This window comes from Longibaculum muris, assembly GCF_004343035.1.
Classification (GTDB): domain Bacteria; phylum Bacillota_I; class Bacilli_A; order Erysipelotrichales; family Coprobacillaceae; genus Longibaculum; species Longibaculum muris.
This window is the reverse complement of sequence record NZ_SMCQ01000008.1, coordinates 84,135-103,436: the sequence shown is the minus strand read 5'-3', so window position 1 is coordinate 103,436 and position 19,302 is coordinate 84,135. Positions and strand designations below refer to the sequence as shown.

The 19,302-nt window shown below is 30.0% G+C and carries 17 protein-coding genes; 13 read left to right on the top strand and 4 right to left on the bottom strand.

All coding sequences use genetic code 11. The features are described 5' to 3' along the window. The 3 genes from EDD60_RS07500 to EDD60_RS07490 all read left to right on the top strand — a co-directional run. Positions 1 to 624: DUF4351 domain-containing protein (locus tag EDD60_RS07500; protein ID WP_132226347.1), on the top strand; the 624-nt coding region annotated here is incomplete at its 5' end. Between the two features lie 145 nt (positions 625 to 769). Continuing rightward, the gene (locus tag EDD60_RS07495) at positions 770 to 1,165 is read left to right on the top strand and encodes a hypothetical protein (RefSeq protein ID WP_066448651.1); all 396 of its coding nucleotides are present in this window, start codon (positions 770 to 772) and stop codon (positions 1,163 to 1,165) included. A gap of 74 nt (positions 1,166 to 1,239) precedes the next feature. Beyond that, complete coding sequence (locus tag EDD60_RS07490; RefSeq protein ID WP_066448655.1) at positions 1,240 to 3,105, top strand: glycerophosphodiester phosphodiesterase family protein; 1,866 nt, start codon at positions 1,240 to 1,242, stop codon at positions 3,103 to 3,105. Between the two features lie 20 nt (positions 3,106 to 3,125). Here the strand turns inward: EDD60_RS07490 and asnB are convergent, their stop codons facing one another. Beyond that, positions 3,126 to 4,925, bottom strand: a complete 1,800-nt coding sequence (asnB, locus tag EDD60_RS07485) for an asparagine synthase (glutamine-hydrolyzing) (RefSeq protein WP_066448660.1) — start codon at positions 4,923 to 4,925, stop codon at positions 3,126 to 3,128. Between the two features lie 252 nt (positions 4,926 to 5,177). Between asnB and EDD60_RS07480 the strand changes: the two genes are divergently transcribed. The 8 genes from EDD60_RS07480 (at position 5,178) to EDD60_RS07445 (ending at position 14,141) form a co-directional block, all read left to right on the top strand. Continuing rightward, a complete protein-coding gene (locus tag EDD60_RS07480) occupies positions 5,178 to 6,314 on the top strand; it encodes a helicase-related protein (protein WP_066448662.1) in 1,137 nt (378 codons plus the stop codon). Continuing rightward, complete coding sequence (locus tag EDD60_RS07475) at positions 6,272 to 6,925, top strand: ComF family protein (protein WP_082787399.1); 654 nt, start codon at positions 6,272 to 6,274, stop codon at positions 6,923 to 6,925. The genes EDD60_RS07480 and EDD60_RS07475 overlap by 43 nt, the downstream gene beginning before the upstream one ends. 76 nt (positions 6,926 to 7,001) lie before the next feature. Then, positions 7,002 to 7,775: a DUF3658 domain-containing protein gene (locus EDD60_RS07470; protein WP_066448664.1), complete on the top strand. Its 774-nt coding sequence runs from the start codon at positions 7,002 to 7,004 to the stop codon at positions 7,773 to 7,775. A gap of 61 nt (positions 7,776 to 7,836) precedes the next feature. Next, the gene (locus EDD60_RS07465) at positions 7,837 to 8,934 is read left to right on the top strand and encodes a MerR family transcriptional regulator (protein ID WP_066448667.1); all 1,098 of its coding nucleotides are present in this window, start codon (positions 7,837 to 7,839) and stop codon (positions 8,932 to 8,934) included. Positions 8,935 to 9,104: 170 nt separating this feature from the next. Next, complete coding sequence (locus tag EDD60_RS07460) at positions 9,105 to 9,302, top strand: cold-shock protein (RefSeq protein ID WP_066448673.1); 198 nt, start codon at positions 9,105 to 9,107, stop codon at positions 9,300 to 9,302. Between the two features lie 156 nt (positions 9,303 to 9,458). Further along, complete coding sequence (gene secA, locus EDD60_RS07455) at positions 9,459 to 12,149, top strand: preprotein translocase subunit SecA (RefSeq protein ID WP_066448675.1); 2,691 nt, start codon at positions 9,459 to 9,461, stop codon at positions 12,147 to 12,149. After that, on the top strand, positions 12,149 to 13,264 hold the full coding sequence (prfB, locus tag EDD60_RS07450) for a peptide chain release factor 2 (RefSeq protein WP_066448677.1): 1,116 nt from the start codon (positions 12,149 to 12,151) through the stop codon (positions 13,262 to 13,264). Before secA ends, prfB begins: the two co-directional genes overlap by 1 nt. After that, positions 13,257 to 14,141 carry a YitT family protein gene (locus EDD60_RS07445; protein ID WP_066448679.1) on the top strand — a complete coding sequence of 295 codons (885 nt, stop codon included), beginning with the start codon at positions 13,257 to 13,259 and terminating at the stop codon, positions 14,139 to 14,141. Before prfB ends, EDD60_RS07445 begins: the two co-directional genes overlap by 8 nt. 46 nt (positions 14,142 to 14,187) lie before the next feature. Here the strand turns inward: EDD60_RS07445 and EDD60_RS16435 are convergent, their stop codons facing one another. From EDD60_RS16435 to EDD60_RS07430, 3 genes are read right to left on the bottom strand one after another with little or no spacing between them, the layout of a single operon-like run. Further along, on the bottom strand, positions 14,188 to 14,589 hold the full coding sequence (locus EDD60_RS16435; RefSeq protein ID WP_066448680.1) for a DUF6120 family protein: 402 nt from the start codon (positions 14,587 to 14,589) through the stop codon (positions 14,188 to 14,190). Next, positions 14,579 to 14,884 (bottom strand): hypothetical protein, encoded by a 306-nt coding sequence (locus EDD60_RS07435; protein WP_066448685.1) that lies wholly within the window; start codon positions 14,882 to 14,884, stop codon positions 14,579 to 14,581. The genes EDD60_RS16435 and EDD60_RS07435 overlap by 11 nt, the downstream gene beginning before the upstream one ends. 22 nt (positions 14,885 to 14,906) lie before the next feature. Beyond that, positions 14,907 to 15,758, bottom strand: coding sequence for a LysR family transcriptional regulator (locus EDD60_RS07430; RefSeq protein ID WP_066448687.1), 852 nt, complete (start codon positions 15,756 to 15,758; stop codon positions 14,907 to 14,909). 105 nt (positions 15,759 to 15,863) lie between these two features. Between EDD60_RS07430 and EDD60_RS07425 the strand changes: the two genes are divergently transcribed. Together EDD60_RS07425 and EDD60_RS07420 are read left to right on the top strand one after the other, a co-directional pair. Further along, positions 15,864 to 17,558: an ABC transporter ATP-binding protein gene (locus tag EDD60_RS07425; RefSeq protein WP_318026101.1), complete on the top strand. Its 1,695-nt coding sequence runs from the start codon at positions 15,864 to 15,866 to the stop codon at positions 17,556 to 17,558. Continuing rightward, entirely contained in the window at positions 17,558 to 19,297 is a 1,740-nt protein-coding gene (locus tag EDD60_RS07420) for an ABC transporter ATP-binding protein (RefSeq protein WP_066448691.1), read from the top strand. Before EDD60_RS07425 ends, EDD60_RS07420 begins: the two co-directional genes overlap by 1 nt. Positions 19,298 to 19,302: the final 5 nt, after the last annotated feature.

Here is a 19,302-nt window from a genome sequence, read left to right as displayed (position 1 = left end):
CAATCATTTCATCCCATTCCCGTCTTGACACTTGTTTTGTATAGTGGAGATAAGCTGTGGCATCAGCCATATTCACTTATAGAGCGGATGGAAATTCCAGAAGCCTTGAAAGGGTGGGTGAATAACTGGAATGGAAATATCTATGATATCAAGAATATCAGAGTGGAATGGTTAAAGAATCCAAAGGTTAAAGCAGTCATTGAAGGTGTCCAGAGAATCTATCAATGGGATCGGGATAAAGAAAGCTTGAATGATCTGGTATTAAGTAAAGATGAAGCAATTGTAGTAGCGATAATGACCAATAGTGAAGAATTGGTTATCAGATTAGAGAAAGAAGAAAGTGAGGAGATTAAGATGTGTGAAGTGATTGACAGTTATGCAAGAGAAAGAGAGCTGCAAGGAATGAAGCAAGGAATGAAACAAGGTATCAAGCAAGGTGAATTGCAAGGGATGATGAAAGAGAAAATATCATTGCTTGTTAGACAATTGAAACAGAAACTAGGACATGTATCAAAAGAGTTGGTGATGCAGATAGAAGTCAGTCCAGAGGATAAGTTAGACCAATTGACAATCAAGATTTTTGATGTTGAAGATGAAGAAGATGTTTTAGAAATATTATCTTAATTGATATTTGAAAAGAAACCTATATATTGGGTTTCTTTTTTCTGTTGACAAGTCATCTTAATAAAATATTAAGAAATTTTTAAGTGAGAATTAGAAATTATTTAAAAGATGAAACGTATAATCTAAGAAGAAAAGGGGGATGTATATGAAAGAAAAAATAGTAATGACAATAACCTTACTTATTAGTTTATCAATGATGGCTTTTCCTTGGTTTGGAGGACAAAAAGGTATTGAAACAATATATGGTATTACACTTTTAAATAATCCCATTGCATTAACATGTATTATATTAGCTTTTGTAGGTATATGGACAAATTTTGGTAAAAATAGTGAAATTATAGGAACAATAGGATTATTAGGAATTATGACAATGGAAATTTATGAATTTTTTACTTGGCATATTCTAACAATTACTGGTCATTTTGATTTTAATTTTAGTGTACAATTATGTTATCCTGAATTTTATTATGCATTATTCTGTATGATAGGAACTTATCTTATTTATAAACATTTTTATAAATCAATAGATTCATTTGACTGATAGGATGAGGAAACTCATCTTTTTTCTTGACACTTTTTTGAAGTGGTGGTTAGATAGGGAAAAGGAGGGGAAAAATGAAGAATTTAAAATGCTATCAAGTATGTAAAGATGTTTTAAAATTTGAGTTTTTTTATAAAATTCTTATTTTGTTTTGTTTTAGTCCCTTACTAAGAAAGATTTTAAAAGAATATTTAAAGAAAAAATCTGATGGAATAGCATTTAATCAAGATATTGTTTTTGATTTTATTTCTATTTCTGGAGTAATTATTTTTTTATTATTGTTTATAACAATGATTCTCATTATTTATTATGAGTTATATGTTGTGATACAAATTATTGTGATTAGAAAAAGAGATTCAGCTTATCCTTTAAAAAATATTATTTTAAAAAGTTTTCAAAACTTAAGAAGTATTCATAAACCAACAATATTGTTAACAGGTATTTATATTGTTTTATTGTTACCTTTGGTTCATATTGGTTATTTAAATAGTTATGTTCCTCGCTGGGATATCCCACCTTTTATATTTGGAGAATTAAAATTAACAATGATAGGATATTTCCTAATATGTTTAATATATTTTCTTTATTATTCACTTTATTTGTGTATGTTATTTGTTCCACTATATATAATTCTAAAACAATGTCATATTATTAAAGCAATACAAGAAAGTGTATGTTTAATCAAAAAGATAGATATAAAAAGAAAAATAAAACTTTTATCATTGATAGCTTGTTGGATAATTATTGAATATTTAATCATGAATATCTTGCCATATCCAATATTGCATAATCGTGACTTTAATATTTATTTTCTTAAATATGTTATCAATTTTGAATCATTTCGTTATAGTGTTATCCAATATATATTATTATATTTAATTAATGTTGGAGGAATGATATTCTTTATTCAATATCTTATCAAAGTTATGTTAGCATATGAAAAAGATATCATTACTATAGACATGTTGCCAATTAATACGGATTATATGAATGAGTTACTTTTAAATTTTAGACAATCATTACAACAAATGACTGAAAATATAAAAAAACGTTTAACTCATTTAGGTATATATCGTAATCATAAACGAATAAGTCAGTTTATCATTATCACACTTATTATATGTCTTGTTTCTATTTATTTACAACAAGATTCCCTTATTCATAGACCTTGGGTTATTGGGCATCGTGGTTCAGGATATTATGTTGAAAACAGTTATGAGGCAGTGAAAGATGCTAATGATACAGGGATAGATTATGCTGAGATAGATATTCAATTATCACAAGATGGGATTCCGATAGTTTTCCATGATAATAATCTTTCCCGTTTATCAAATCGAAATGAAAGTGTTGAAGATTTAACTGCTGCCCAATTAGAAAATGTAAAATTAACAAATCATCATCATACTTCTTATATTATGACATTAGAAAATCTGATTAAGAAAATGAAAGAAGAAAAAATGAAGATAGGCTTGCTAATTGAATTAAAACCGACTTCATCAAATAGACTAGAAATGGTTGAAAAAGTCATTCAAGTTATTGAAAGGCAGCATTTTTCTTCACAAGCAATTTTTATGTCTTTGGATTATGAAAGTGTTAAGGATTTAACCCAAAAAAGACCAGAATGGTGGGTTGGCTATTGTATTTATGGGAGTGTTGGAGATATTGATAGTTCTTTATTACAAAGAGATATTGATTTTTTAGCAATTGAACAAAACCGAGCAAGTACATCTTTTATTCAAAAAGCTGTCTCTCATGTCATTCCTATTTATATTTGGACAGTTGATAGTTCTAAGAAGATGAAGCAGTATTTAGATATGGGAGTTTCTGGTATTATTACAAATTATCCTGATCTAGGTAAGAATGTTTTAGATAAGTATGAATCTACTCACCAAAGATATTACTATTACGATGGAAAAGGATATCCACATCGGGCATGGTAAAAGGACAAGAAATCTTGTCCTTAAAAATCTAATTCAATATGATAGATTTTACCCCATAAATAGATTTGATAAAAGTAAGCCATTAATTGAGGCCCCATCATTAATTGTCCAAACCAAGGGGCAGTAAAACTCTTTCCTTTACTTTCAACAAAATGGATAAGTTTTTCTTTATCAAAGAATTGATAAAGAATATTAGAAGGATCACTCAGTGATTCTTTTAATTTTTCATAAATAATATCACAATAGATTGGAGAATGTGTTTTTGGATATGGGTTTTTCTTACGATGGGCAATATCATCAGGCAAAATATCTTCAAAAGCAGCACGTAAGATACCTTTTTCTTCACCTTTATAGAACATAAATTCTTTAGGCATGTTGTAGAGATATTGCAATATTTTAACTGTAGCAAAAGGTACTCTTACTTCTAAAGAAGAACGCATAGTTTGACTATCAGCACGAGCAAGTAAGGTTTGCATAAACCATTGAATATTCAAATAAATCATTTGTTTTTTTGTATCAGTTGTAGGAATTTCTAAAAGAGATTCCTGATATCTTTGTTTAATATAATGTTCTAAATCTAAAGATTTGACTTTATCATTAAATAAATCAATCTTTTGATCTAAATCACGCATCCAAGGGAAATAGGGCTGTGTGTAAAGTTCTTCCTTATAAAACCAAGGATAACCACCAAAAATTTCATCAGCACATTCACCAGATAAGGAAACTTTATGATTTTTAGAAATCTCTTTAGCAAATAATAGAAAACTTGAATCAATATCCGCCATACCAGGCATATCTCTAGCAATCAATGATTCTTCTAAAGCATTAAGTAAATCCTCTTGTTTTAAAGTTATCTTGTGATGATAGGTTGGATAACGTGATAACATTTCTTGAATATAATCATCATCCATTGTTGTTTGATAATCATAGGCTTGAAAATATTTATCTTGATCTTCATAGGTAATACTATAAGTCGTTAGTGGATGGATATATTGACTTGTAAGTGCAGTAATAATGCTTGAGTCTAGTCCACCTGATAACATGGTTGATATAGGCACATCACCAATTAATTGTTGTTGAACACTTTCTACAACCAAGCTTTTCACATGTTCAATTGTTTCAGCTAAATCTTCAGTATGTGGTTCATCATGGACTTTCCAATAACAGTTTTTCTGACACTCACCATCATAATACATGTAATAACCTGGTCGCAAAGAATAAATTCCTTTATAAATTGTATACCCTGGTGTAAGACTAGGACCTAGTCCAAGTAACTCTTTGATACCATTTTTATCTACAATGGCTTTACCAATATAAGTTAATATACATTTCACTTCACTTGCAATAACTAAAGTCTGATCTTCATCCATATAATAATAAAGTGGTTTAATACCTAATTGATCTCTTGCAATAAATAATCTCTCTCCATCATCAATTACAAAAGCAAAACCACCTTCAAATAAATCTAAACAATGTTCTTGATATTCAATATAGCTAACAAGAATAACTTCAGCATCACTATTTGTTTCAAAAGTATAACCAAGTTCAATGAAATGATTTTTTAAATCAATCATATTGTAGATTTCACCATGATAAACAATACGATAAATCTTATCATGATAAGTATATAACATTGGTTGATTTCCATTTTTAATATCTATGACAGATAATCTTTTATGACTCATCAAACAATGAGGTGTCATAAAATATCCTTCATGATCAGGACCACGTTTTTTTATTAATTCAGTCATCCTTTTTAACTTTTCATCGTATTTCAATAAATTCTTTTGATAATTACAAATCGTTACGATTCCACTCATTATTTTCACCCCATATATTCTATGAAATTAAATAAAAAATATGTTTAAATCCATTTTCAATTCTCATAAAATTCTTATGGTATTCTCATTTTGGTTTCACTACTTTTTCATAGGTTTATAAAAAGTTATGTTTTTATCAATGTTTTTTGCGATAATAAAGATAAAATCTTGAGAAAATCAAGAGGCAAATTTGTCATCAAGTTGAGACCCACAAGGGGTAAATGTGTGTTATGATGAATTTGGGTGATGAAGATGCAATGTCCTAGATGTCATAATCAAGATGCACAAATGTTTTATCAAATTGATGGGCAATACTATTGTCGTCAATGTATTCCATTTCACAGAGTCTTTGTCAATGAAGAAAGGCAAACAGAATCAAAAGAATTTCTTTTTCATAAACCTATCTCTTATGCTTTGAATTTTCAGTTATCACCAAGCCAGCAAAAAATCTCTTTAAGATTATTAGAAAATTACCAAAATAATTTGAATTCATTAGTCTTAGCTGTTTGTGGTTCTGGAAAGACAGAAGTTGTCTTTGAATTGATTTGTTATGCCTTGAATCAGGGACATCGGGTTTGTTATTGTGTTCCACGCAAAGAACTTGTGATTGAGCTCTACCAAAGATTGAAAGAAGCTTTCTGTAATGTCACAATTGGTTTACTCTATGGTGGACATATAGAAAATGCTGATTCAAATTTTATTGTTTGTACAATGCATCAGTTATATCGTTTTGAAAATCAAATTGGATTTCAATTGATGATTGCCGATGAAGTGGATGCTTTTCCTTATTATGGTAATGATGTGTTAAATGAAATGTTTAATCGCTGTTGTGTTGGTCGATATGTAAAATTGAGTGCAACTATACCATTGCTTAAAGATAATCAAGATGAAGTGCTAATCATGAATCGTCGTTATCATGGTCATGATTTGCCAGTTCCTAAACTTTTGATTATTCCGACAATATTTCAAGGTATCGTTTGTAAATGGTTGATTTCTCACCTCCAAAAGAAAGTCATCATTTATGTCTCAAGTATAGCGTGTGTTCATAAGATGGTAACATATTTAGCCTCCTCCTTTAAAGTGGCTGGTGTGTCATCTCAACATATGAATAATCAGGAAACTATCCAAAGATTCAAAGATAATCAATTAGATGTTATTGTATCAACAACACTTTTGGAAAGAGGAATTACTATTGAGGATGTTCAGGTTATTGTTTATCAAGGAGAAAAAAGCATTTTTGATGAGCGAACTCTTACTCAAATTGCAGGGCGAGTTGGGCGTAAACCCAATCATCCTAGTGGAAAGGTTTATATTTTAGCAAGTGGCAGAACCAAAGGTATACAACAATGTATTCAAAACATCAAGAAACTAAATTCCATAGATGCTTAATTTGTTCAAAAGCTCCTTTAACAAATATATCGTTGTTTGCTTTATTACATCCTTTACCACTATGTTATAAATGCCTTCAAAAATTTGAAATCATTGACCTTAACATTGCATTTCATCATTACCCAATGCGTATTCTCTATCATTATAATGAATTTTTTAGAGGCTTGTTATTTCAATACAAAGGTCTATATGACTATGCTTTGAAAGATGCTTTTCTATGTTTATATCGACAAGAGCTTGAACAAAAATATCGAAATTATGTAATCGTTGTAGCCCCTAGCTCAAAAGAAGATAATCAGAAACGTGGTTTTTCACCGATAGAAACCATTGCACAAACTTTTTCACATCAAGTTTTTACTGGTCTTTATAAAACTCAAAAGTATAAACAAAGTGATTTATCGTATCAAGAAAGACAACAAGTTCATCAAAAAATAAATATAAGAGATGGAGAAATGTTAAGAGGGAAAAAGGTATTGATACTTGATGATGTCGTCACATCAGGCTCAACACTTTTAACTTGTTTGAACTTAGTTTTAAAGTATGCACCACAAAAGGTAGAATTTCTTGTTTTATCAACTAAACAAGATGAAGAAGGATTAAAGTTTGTCTAAGGAGAACTTTCTCCCTAGACATCCTATTTTAAAATAATAGAATAAAATTAATGAATTCATTTTAAAGGAGTTATTTATGGATAATGATGATATAGTCGATATTCTATTTGGTGATGTTTGTATTGGTGATTTGAGAATGAATCGAATAAAACTTAATTATTTGTCATTTAATTTTAACCTTTATTTGGGTGATATATCTTTAGGGTTATCAAGTTTACAGAGACGTAAAGTATATGATATGGATACAAAATATTGCGATGAGGATTATAAAGACTTTGCATATGAAGATATAAAAAAATTTGAACAAAGTATACAGAAATTTCATAAAATAAGAATTTGGGCTTCACTAAGATGTCCAGATGATTATATGAATCTATTATATCTTGTCAGTCGTTATAGTGATAAGGACATATATGTAGTTTCTATTCCACCATGTCAAAATGAAGATTATTATAATCAAACAATTTATGATAAAGTAGAATTTTGTGAAAAATTAGATAATCTCTATGATCTTGAATATCATTTGTTAACGGAATTAGAAAAACAAGAATTAAGTGAAGAATGGGAAAAGCAAGTTAAAATAAATAGTGATATAAGATTGTTAGAAAATGGGGTAATTGTGAATAAATCTTATAGTGATTATTTTTATTTGGTTTTGTCAGTCATAGATGAAGAATATTTAGATGCATGGGATATTTGTGATCGCTGTCATTTACCATTTATAACAATGTTACAAGTTATTTTAAATGAGATGGTAGATAAGCGAATTTTGGATATTGAACTTGAAGAATCTCCGTATCAAAAAGGCTGGGTAAGTGCCAGATATAAAAAGAATATAAAGCTAAATTAATATTTTATCTTGACCTTATACTTAGTCTAAGGATTATGTTTGAATAAAGGAGATGATATTTATGCAAATTAAAGAAGTAGAAGAATTGTTAGACATGACATCTTATGCATTAAGATACTATGAAAAGATGGGGTTGATTCATCCCCAAAGAGATGAAAATGGTTATCGAAATTATTCAAACCAGGATATATTAAATCTAAAAAGAATTAGATTTTTAAGAGAACTGCAAATACCTATTGAAGATATTCAAAGTATACTTAATGATTCCCAAAATTTTCAGGAAGTATTAGAAAAACATATCCAATCATTAAGCTCAAAAATTCATTCTTTAGAATATGTTCAAAGTGTATGTGAAAATCTTAAAGAAAAAGATATTCCTTTATTAGATGCTATGATAGATGAAAAGATTATTAGTGAAGAAAATATTAATCAAAAACAAATGGTTTCAGGATTAAATAAAATTGTTGAATATTTAAAACCTTCAAAAACAGTTGTTATAGGGACAAGAGTGATGCCAAGAAATTTTATAACAGGAGTTATTTTTATGATTATTGCAAGTGTCTTAACAGGAATATTGTTTGTGTTAGGTGTTTCTCGAGAGTTTCGTTATATAAATGATGTTAATAAAGTTGATTTTATGCCATCTTTTACTCCTAGCATTCAATCATATATTATAGCAATCACAGTCTGCTTTATTATTTTCTTTATGATTTTATATCTATTTACAATAAAACAGGATTATATAGAATTAACTGATCAAAGTATTTCTATTTGTAGTCGTCAATTTCAAAGCTCTACTTCAATATTCTTAGGGATGATGTTGAGACAAACAAAACAAAGAAACAAGAATTATCAATATAGTGAGTTAGAAAAAGTAGAAATTAAACTTGTATTTTCCACAATGGGTGGAGGAGCATCTGGACTATGGCGTATTTATGTACCACAGTTTATCTTTCACTTTTATGATGGAAATATATATCCGATTGAATCAGGGGTATCAATTGGTGAAAAGACAAAGGATGCTTATCAGATATTGAAACAAAAACAAATTGATATTGATACAACCAAGGATATCATTGGATATTTTGAACAAGATGAAAAAGATGGGTTTACTTATTTTGAAGATATTTATCATCAAAATGGAAAAAGAGTGAGGTAATTTAGTTTCAAGCTTTGACATATTTCCCAGGCAATAGACAGCCCTTGACAGAGTTCTTATTATAAAATATATAAATATAAAAATAAAAAGATGGGTCGACATATTATGATGAATTATTTATAAATGGATACATATAATAGAGGTGACCATGAAGTAAAGGAGTTGTTATTATGCAAGGTAAAGTAAAATGGTTTAACGCTGAAAAAGGTTTTGGATTCATTGATAGAGGAGAAGGAAAAGATGTCTTTGTACATTATAGTCAAATCGAACAAGATGGATATAAATCTTTAAATGAAGGTGAATTAGTAGAATTCGAGCTTTATCAAAGTGACCGAGGACTACAAGCAAAGCATGTTGTGAAGATTTAAAGTGAGAGATATGGTGCGTAAGCATCATATTTTTACTTTCATTGAAGAAATATATTTTCGAGAATTTAACATGTATTTTACTTGATATTTCTTTGTTTTCTTTAGATTATATGCTATAATGAAAATGTTTTAGTATGCATGGAAGGAGATTTGTTCATGGCAAGTAAAAAGCAAGAAATTAGAAAACAAATTAAAAAGAAAGAAGCAAAAGAACTAGAGGAATTAGGGCTTAATCCGGATATTGAAGTTGTTGATTTAAGTGATGATTTAGGCGAAGATATTGAAATTGAAACATTTGATGATGTTGTCAAGAAACCTTCTGCACCAATTGAATTTAATACAACACCTCAAAAAGAAAAAAGAGGATTGATTGGTTCTATTAAGAAAGCTTTTTCTCAAGATAATAAGATTTTAAAGAAACTTGAAAAACAAGCATTACAAATTATGGATTTAGAACCTCAATATCAAGCTATGAGTGATGAGGAATTAGCTCATCAAACTGAAATCTTTAGAGAAAGAATTCAACAAGGAGCAAGCTTAGATGATATATTAGTGGAAGCTTTTGCAACAGTAAGGGAAGCAGCTTTTAGAAAATTAGGATTAAAAGCATTTAAAGTCCAATTAATGGGAGCTATTTCTTTACACAATGGGGATATTGCTGAAATGAAAACTGGTGAAGGTAAGACTTTAACTTCTATATTTCCAGTTTATTTGAATGCAATTGAAGGAAAAGGAGTTCATGTTGTTACAGTTAATGATTATTTAGCTGAACGTGATAAAACAGATAATGGTAAAGTTTTAGAATTTTTAGGATTAACTGTTGGATTGAATAAACGTGAATTATCTAAGGAAGAAAAACGTAATCAACATGGTTGTGATGTCACTTATACAACTAATGCTGAATTAGGGTTTGATTATTTAAGAGATAATATGGTGACAAGATTAGAGGATAAGGTTTTAAGACCTTTAAATTATGCTTTGGTCGATGAAGTTGACTCTATCTTAATTGATGAATCAAGAACACCTTTAATTATTTCTGGTGGTAAGAAGAATACTGCTGCTTTATATGTACAAGCTGATAAGTTTGTTAAATCTTTACAAGCTGAAAATCCTAACATTAGTGAAGCTGATGAAGGTAAAGAATATAAGAATGATTATGAAGTTGACATTGAAAGTAAGACAGTTGCTTTAACAGCAAGTGGTATTACAAAAGCTGAAAAATATTTTAAGATTGCTAATCTTTATGATCCTGAAAATACAGCTTTAGTTCATCATATTAATCAGGCATTAAAAGCCAACTATACAATGACTCGTGATGTAGAATATATGATAGCAACTGAAGATGGAAGTCGTGATATTCGTAATGCGAGTATTATGATTATTGACCAATTTACTGGACGTGTTATGCCAGGACGTGCTTATAGTGATGGATTACATCAAGCGATTGAAGCTAAGGAAGGTGTTCCAATTAAAGAAGAAACTGTTACTTTAGCAACCATCACATACCAAAACTTCTTCCGTTTATTTAATAAATTAGCAGGTATGACAGGAACTGCTAAAACAGAAGAAGAAGAATTTAGACAAATCTATAACATGCGTGTTATTGAAATTCCTACAAATAGACCAGTTATTCGTGATGACAAACCTGATTTGGTTTTTGCTACACAAAAAGCAAAATATAAGGCTATTTGTGATGAAGTAGAAAAAAGACATAATTATGGTCAACCAATCTTACTTGGTACGGTTTCAGTAGAAACTTCTGAATTATTAAGTAGAATGTTAAATAAACGTGGTATTAAACATAATGTCTTAAATGCTAAGAACCATGCTAAAGAAGCATTGATTATTGAAAAAGCAGGGGTTATGGGTGCTGTAACAATTGCAACTAACATGGCAGGACGTGGAACTGACATTAAATTAGGTGAAGGTGTTGCTGAAATTGGTGGTTTAATGGTTATTGGTAGTGAAAGACATGAATCTAGACGTATTGATAATCAGTTAAGAGGACGTTCTGGTCGTCAAGGAGATCCTGGATGTTCATTATTCTTTGTTTCTTTTGAAGATGACTTGATGCAAAGATTTGCTAGTGAAAAGATTCAACAATTTACTGGAAGTTTCTTAGAAGATGAAGCGATTGAAAGTAAGATGGTTACAAAATCAATTGAGGGTGCACAAAAACGTGTTGAAGGTCAAAACTTTGATATTCGTAAACAATTACTTCAATATGATGATATCATGAGACAACAACGTGAAATCATGTATAAAGAACGTGATGATATTATGTCTCAAGAAGATTTAGGTGATATTGTTAAAGGAATGTTTGAACAATCTGTTGAATATACAATTCGTAGCTTTACAAAACAAGATGGTAAAAATGCTGTTGTTGATGTTGATGGTGCAATGAAATATATTTCTAAAAACTATATGTTATTAGCAACGCTAAAAGCTAAACATAAAGAAGAAGTAGAAAATGATCCACAAAAACTTGTTAAGAGTTTAACTGAAGTTGTTTATTTACAATATCAAAACAGATTTAACAAAGATTTACCACCTGAAATCAAATTAGATTATGAAAGACGTGTCTTATTAGGTGTTATTGATCATACATGGATTAATCATATTGATGCTATGCAAAAATTAAGAAATGGTATTTATTTAAGAGCTTATGCTCAAAAAGATCCATTACAAGAATATACAGAAGAAGGTTTCTATATGTTCGAAGAAATGACAAAATCAATTTCTCAAGATATCGCTAGAAATATTGTTCATATGGGAATTGCTCCTGGTAGTGAACAAGAACAACAAATTCCAGCAGTCCAAATTGAATTAGAGTTTAAGGCTGATTAATGGAACTATATGAAATTAAGAATGGGCTTGAAAAAGCCCGTTCTTTACTAGCAGAGTTATTTATTTCTATTGATATTGAAGGTTTAAAAAGAGAAATTGAAGGTTTAACAGTTCAAACAATGGATGAACATTTTTGGGATGATCAAGAACATGCTAAAAAGATTTATGATCAGTTAAATGAAATGAAGAAAAGTACAGATGTTTATGATCATTTGATATCATCTTTAAATGATTTAGAAGAAACATATGAATATGTGAAAGAAACAGAAGATGATGAATTTAAAGAAGCATTGGATTTGGATTATGCAAAATTTGAAGCTGAATTAAATGATTTTGAAAAGACTTTATTATTTTCTGGAGAGTATGATCATCATAATGCGATTATTGAGATTCACCCTGGAGCTGGGGGAACAGAATCACAAGATTGGGCATCAATGCTGATGCGTATGTATCAAAGATATGGTGATAAAAAAGGTTGGAAAGTGGAAGTTTTAGATTATTTAGATGGTGAAGAAGCAGGATTAAAGTCAGTGACAATGCGTTTTGTTGGATATAATGCTTATGGACATTTAAAGGCTGAAAAAGGTGTTCATCGTTTGGTACGTATCTCGCCATTTGATTCGTCTAAACGTCGACATACTTCATTTGCTTCAGTGGATGTTATGCCAGAGTTTGATAATGATATTGAAATTGATTTGGATATGAATGATGTGCGTATTGATACATATCGTGCATCAGGGGCTGGTGGTCAACATATCAATAAGACAGATTCAGCTATCCGTATGACTCATATTCCAACAAATATTGTTGTGACTTGTCAATCACAACGTTCACAAATTCAAAACCGTGAACAAGCATTGATTATGTTAAAAACGAAATTGTATCAGTTAATGTTAGAGGAACAAGCTTCTAAATTAAGTGATATTAAAGGTGAACAAAAAGCAATTGAATGGGGTAGTCAAATACGTTCTTATGTATTACATCCTTATTCAATGGTTAAAGATAACCGTAGTGGTTACGAGTCTAATAATCCTAAAGCAATTTTGGATGGAGATTTAGACGATTGTATTTATGCGTATTTAAAATCAATTGTAAAGGAGGAGGAAAATGCATAGTGTAAAAAGAGTTTTGAGAGATACTGTTCTCGTTGTTCTAGGTAATGCAATTCTTGCTTTTGGAGTCGCAGTTTTTGCTGTCCCTTCAAGCTTAATTGTTGGTGGAGCTACTGGTTTGTCGTTAATTATAGGTCATTTTATTCCAGTGAATTATGCTTCGATTGTTTTTGGTATTAATATGGTTATGTTGGTTCTTGGATTCTTTACTTTGGGTAAGAAATTTGCAGCTGGGACAGTCTTAAGTTCATTTATCTTTCCGTTCTTTTTAGCGCTATTTGAATCTATTCCTCAATTACAACATTTAACAAGTGATGTCTTACTTTGTGCCATTTATGCTGGGATATTTACTGGTGTAGGATTAGGTATTGTCTTTAGATTAGGATATAGTACAGGAGGAATGGATGTTCCACCAATCATCTTTAATAAAAAGACAGGTATTTCAGTTGCTTTGGCTATTAATGTCTTAGATACGATTATTTTAGTTGGACAAGTTTTCTTCTCTAGTTTTGAAGGTATTTTATATGGGATTATCACAGTCTTTATTTCAACATTTGTTCTAGATCGTGTTATTGTCATGGGTGAAAAGAACTTACAGGTTCTGGTTATATCTTCAAAACATGAAGAAATTGCTGAAGCAATTTTTAAGGAAATTGATCGTGGCTGTACATTTGTTAATGTCACAACTGGTTATTTCCATCAACAACAAAAAGCTGTTTTATGTGTACTCAATAATCGTGAATATGCTAAAATAAATGATGTTGTTATGGAGATTGATCCAACTGCATTTATTATTGGTAGTGAAATACATAGTGTTAAAGGTAGAGGTTTTACTTTACCGAATGTTGATCTTGATAAACAAATGAGAGATCATTTATAAGATAGCTTGGCTATCTTTTTAAATTAAAAAAATCATTAAAGATTCTTTAAGAAAGTTCTTCAATGACTTCTTCATAATAATAAATATCTTCATTTTGTAAAGCTTGATAAGCTTTATATGATGTGTATATCAAAATCGTACCAAAAATAATAGTGATACAAATGAGTGTAAGACTTCCATATTTTAAGAATTTTCTTATTTTCATATGCGAAATAATATATTCACTTTCAATATGTTCATAAAATGCGGAAACAACTTCTTCAGGACTTCCAAAATATTCAATATATTGTTGATAAGTTAGTTCAGGATGTTTTTTTTCATTATATTGTAAAGATTCTTTAAAATATTGTAAGAATCTTTTTTCTTCTTTACCAAACAATGGAAAACACCGATGAATTTGTTGATAATATTTTTTTGTTTCTTTATTTGTAAAATGTTTATTTTTCATGATTTAAGATCACCTCAATAGCTTCTGTGGTTTGCTGGTATTGACGTTTTAATGTGTCTAAGCGCACTAAACCAGATTTTTCAATATGATAATAAATATCATCATACATGTCATATTTAGAAATTAAATGTGATTCAAGAAAAAAATATAAAGAAGTTAAAAGTTGACCTTCTTTGATATTTAAAATATTTTGTGATTGTAAAGAAGCAAGTAATTCTTCACTAGATGCATCGTGTTGACTAAGAATAGCCAAAATTAACATTTCAAATTTAAAAAAACGATCATTAACTATCATATTCTCAGCCTCCTTGTGATTATTATAACATTTTTTGACAAAAAGATTGAATAAATTGTTTAACTTTTAAAAGAATTGCTTCATCTTTACGGGTAATGAATGTTACACTTGTCAATAGTCCTTCGTCTTGTAAGGGAACTTGTATAAGTGAAGTATTTTGAATTAATAAAAGGGCGCTGGTTGGCACAATTGCAACCCCTAGACCACTACTTGCCCAGATTAAAGATGTTCGACAATCATCACTAATCATTTTTACTGAGGGATTAAAACGTAAATTTAGGCAATAATCACTAATAAGGGGCAGATATCTTTGATGAATGATTAAAGGAATATCTTTATAATTTTCTATTGAAGTCATATCAGGGGTTAAGTATTCTTTTGTTCCAACAGCAACCATTGGCTCAGGTTCTAAGGAATAAGCATTGACTTGACTTTGATCAAAGGGAGTTCTCACTATTCCTAAATCAATGTTATGAGAAAGAAGTAAATCAATCATTTCATAGGTTGTTCCTTCATAAATACGAAAAGATAATGTTGGATATTGATTAAAAAAATCCTGAGTTTTTTTAATCAATGCTGAATTAGAAGAAGTAATACCAATACGTAAAGTTTCATTTTGGGTTTCTTTCATTTCATGAAGGGTAATTTCTGATAAAGAAATGATTTGTAAACTTCTTTTGTAAAAGAGACGACCGGCTTTGGTTAATTCAATCTTTCGATGTCCTCTTTTTAATAATTGAACACCTAGTTCATCTTCTAGCTGTTTTAATTGCATAGATAAAGGAGGTTGTGCCATATGTAAAACTTGAGCTGCTTTAGAAATCGTTCCTGCTTCTACAATTGTTTTAAAATAAATCATTTGTTTAATATCCATAAGTATCTCCTATATGTTAAAAGTATAAAAAACATATAATATATATATTATACATATAATAGCATTTCCATTATAATAAGACAAGAGAGGGTGAATTGTATGTGGATGAAATATATAAAACCATATCGAATACAAGCGATGACAGGTTTTATTTTTAAAATGATTGAAGCTTTTTTTGAATTAATTGTGCCTTTGGTTGTTGCTGATATTATTGATAATGGGATAGCAAAAGCCAATAAGGATTATATTTTAAAGATGGGAGTTGTGCTTTTTTTATTAGCCTTAATAGGTTATAGTTGTGCACTTGTCTGTCAATATTTTGCTTCTAAAACATCACAAGGTTTTGGAACATATTTAAGAAATGACATGTTTAAAGCGATTAATGCTTATGATTATGAGAATATTGATGATATTGGGACTCCATCGTTAATTACGCGTATGACGAATGACGTGAATCAATTACAAGTTGCTGTAGCAATGGCTATTCGTCTTGTTTCAAGATCTCCTTTTTTGATTATTGGTTCATTGTTGATGGCTTTTCGTATTAATGTGCAGATGGCTTTGATTTTCTTAGTGAGTGCACCTTTATTAGCATTATCTATTTATTTAGTCATGTCACATTCTTTGCCGCTATATATGCGTATCCAAAAACAATTGGATTATGTTTCACTTGTTTGTCGAGAAAATTTATCTGGTATTCGTGTTATTCGGGCTTTTTCTAAACAAATACAAGAAAGAGAACGTTTTTCACAAGCTACTCAAAAACAAAAAGATATGCAAATTAAGGTAGGTAAAATTTCAGCTTTGTTAAATCCTTGTACAAGTATTATTGTGAATTGTGCAATTATTTTAATTTTATATGTTGGTGGATTGAAGGTTAATGTAGGAAGTCTCAGTCAAGGTGAAGTTATTGCATTAATTAATTATATGAATCAAATTCTTCTTTCGATGTTTGTTTTTGCGAATGTTATTGTGATTTTCAATAAGGCAAGTGCTAGTTATAAACGTGTCAAAGAAGTCTTAGCAATTGAGCCACATATTCATTCTGGTGAATTAAAGGTTATGGATAGTCAGGAAACATTTATACGTTTTGAAGATGTGAGTTTTTCTTATCAAAAAAGTATAGCTTTAAAGGATATCACTTTTTCTGTTGAAGCGGGAGAAACAGTTGGAATTATTGGAGGAACAGGTTCAGGAAAAACAACCTTAATCAATTTATTACCACGTTTTTATGAAGCAACTTCAGGACAAATCTTAATTAAAAATGTACCTATTCAAAAATATAATTTATCATCACTTAGACAAATGATTGGAATTGTTCCTCAAGAAGCTATTTTATTTACTGGAACAATTAAAGATAATATTTGTTGGGGTAAAAAGGATGCAACGGATGAAGAAGTTGAACATGCTTTAGCACTTGCCCAAGCAAGCTTTGTTAAAGAAATGGATGAAGGTATATATAGTCCTATTCATCAAGGTGGAAAGAATTTATCTGGGGGACAAAGACAGAGATTAACAATCGCAAGAGCGTTAGTTAAAAACCCAGAATTATTAATCTTAGATGATAGTGCCAGTGCTTTGGATTTTGCAACGGATGCAGCTTTAAGAAAGACATTAAAGACATTACCTCAAACAACATTTATTGTCTCACAGAGGGTAAGTAGTATTATGCATGCTGATAAGATATTGGTTTTAAGCCATGGCGAACTTGTTGGTATAGGTAAACATGATGAATTAATGAGAGATTGTGTTGTTTATCGAGAAATTACAAAATCTCAATTATCTGGGGAGGTGGTATAATGGATACGAAAACAATAAAAAGATTGTTGTTATTTTGTCGACCATATATGAAGTATTTATATTTAGCATTGTTTTGTTCAGCATGCCAGATTATTTTTACTTTATTAACTCCGGTGTTAATTGGACAGGCAGTGGATCATATTATTGGTAAAGGACTTGTTGATTTTGATCAATTGTTTAGAAAGATGTTTTTAATTATAGGAAGTGTTTGTATTGCTGAAGTCTTTGATTGGCTAGTTATGCGATTATCGAATACAATGACTTATTCGATTACTAAGGATTTACGTAATCAATTGTTTATGAAGTATTCGACTTTATCATTAAGTTATATTGATGGACATTCACATGGGGATTTATTGAGTCGTATGGTTAATGATATTGATTTAATTGGTGATGGGTTATTACAGGGGTTTACTCATTTATTTAGTGGTATAGCAACAATTATTGGAACAATTGCTTTTATGCTTTATATTAGTGTTCCCATTGCTTTGATTGTTATTGTTTTAACGCCTTTATCACTTGTTGTTGCGACGATAATAGCAAATAAGACATATAAATATTTTCAAGAACAATTGGCTTTACGTGGTGAATTAGGTGGCTATGTTGAAGAAATGATTGGGCAACAGAAAATTGTTAAAGCTTTTGGATATGAAGAAGAAAATCAACAACGTTTTGAAGAAATCAATCAAAGAGTTTATGTTAGTGGAGTCAAGTCACAATTCTTAGGTGCATTAGCGAATCCTAGTACCAGAGTTGTCAATAATATTGTTTATGCAAGTGTTTGTATTGCCGGATCTTTATATGTGGTTATGGGAAATATGAGTGTTGGGGCTTTATCTAGTTTCTTAAGTTATGCAAATCAGTATACCAAACCATTCAATGAAATTTCTAATGTTTTTACCGAATTGCAAACAGCATTTGCGAGTGCTGCAAGAGTCTTTAAACTTTTAGATACACCAAGTGAGAATATTATTGAGCAGCCACAAACAATTCAAGATGTTCAAGGACATGTACAAATACAAAATCTATCTTTTGCTTATGAAGAAAATCAAACTTTGATTGAGAATTTAAACGTTGAAGCAAAACCAGGACAAACCATAGCGATTGTTGGTCCTACCGGATGTGGAAAAACAACATTAATTAATCTATTAATGCGTTTTTATGACCCAAAAGCTGGTCGAATTATGATTGATGGGGTTAATACTTTAGATATGGAAAGAGAATATGTAAGAAGTCTTTATGGAATGGTTTTACAAGATTCTTGGCTCTTTTCTGGAACGATTAAAGAAAATATTGCCTATGGTTGTGAAAATGCTAGCGATGAAGATATTATTGAAGCTGCTAAAAATGCTCATGCACATAAATTTATTATGCAATTGAAAGATGGATATGATACGCTTGTTAGTGAAGATGGTGGAAATCTTTCCCAAGGACAACGTCAGCTATTATGTATTGCCCGTATTATGCTTGTTAAACCACCAATGCTTATATTGGATGAAGCAACATCTTCAATTGATACACGTACGGAAAGACAAATTCAAGATGCATTTGATCAAATGATGCAAGGTAGAACAACATTTATTGTTGCTCATCGTTTATCTACAATTCAAAAGGCTGATCAAATTCTCGTTATGAATCATGGACAAATTATTGAACAAGGACGTCATGATGAATTATTAGCTAAAAAAGGCTTCTATCATCATTTATATTATAGTCAATTTGATTTAAGTCAAAATTAAAAAGC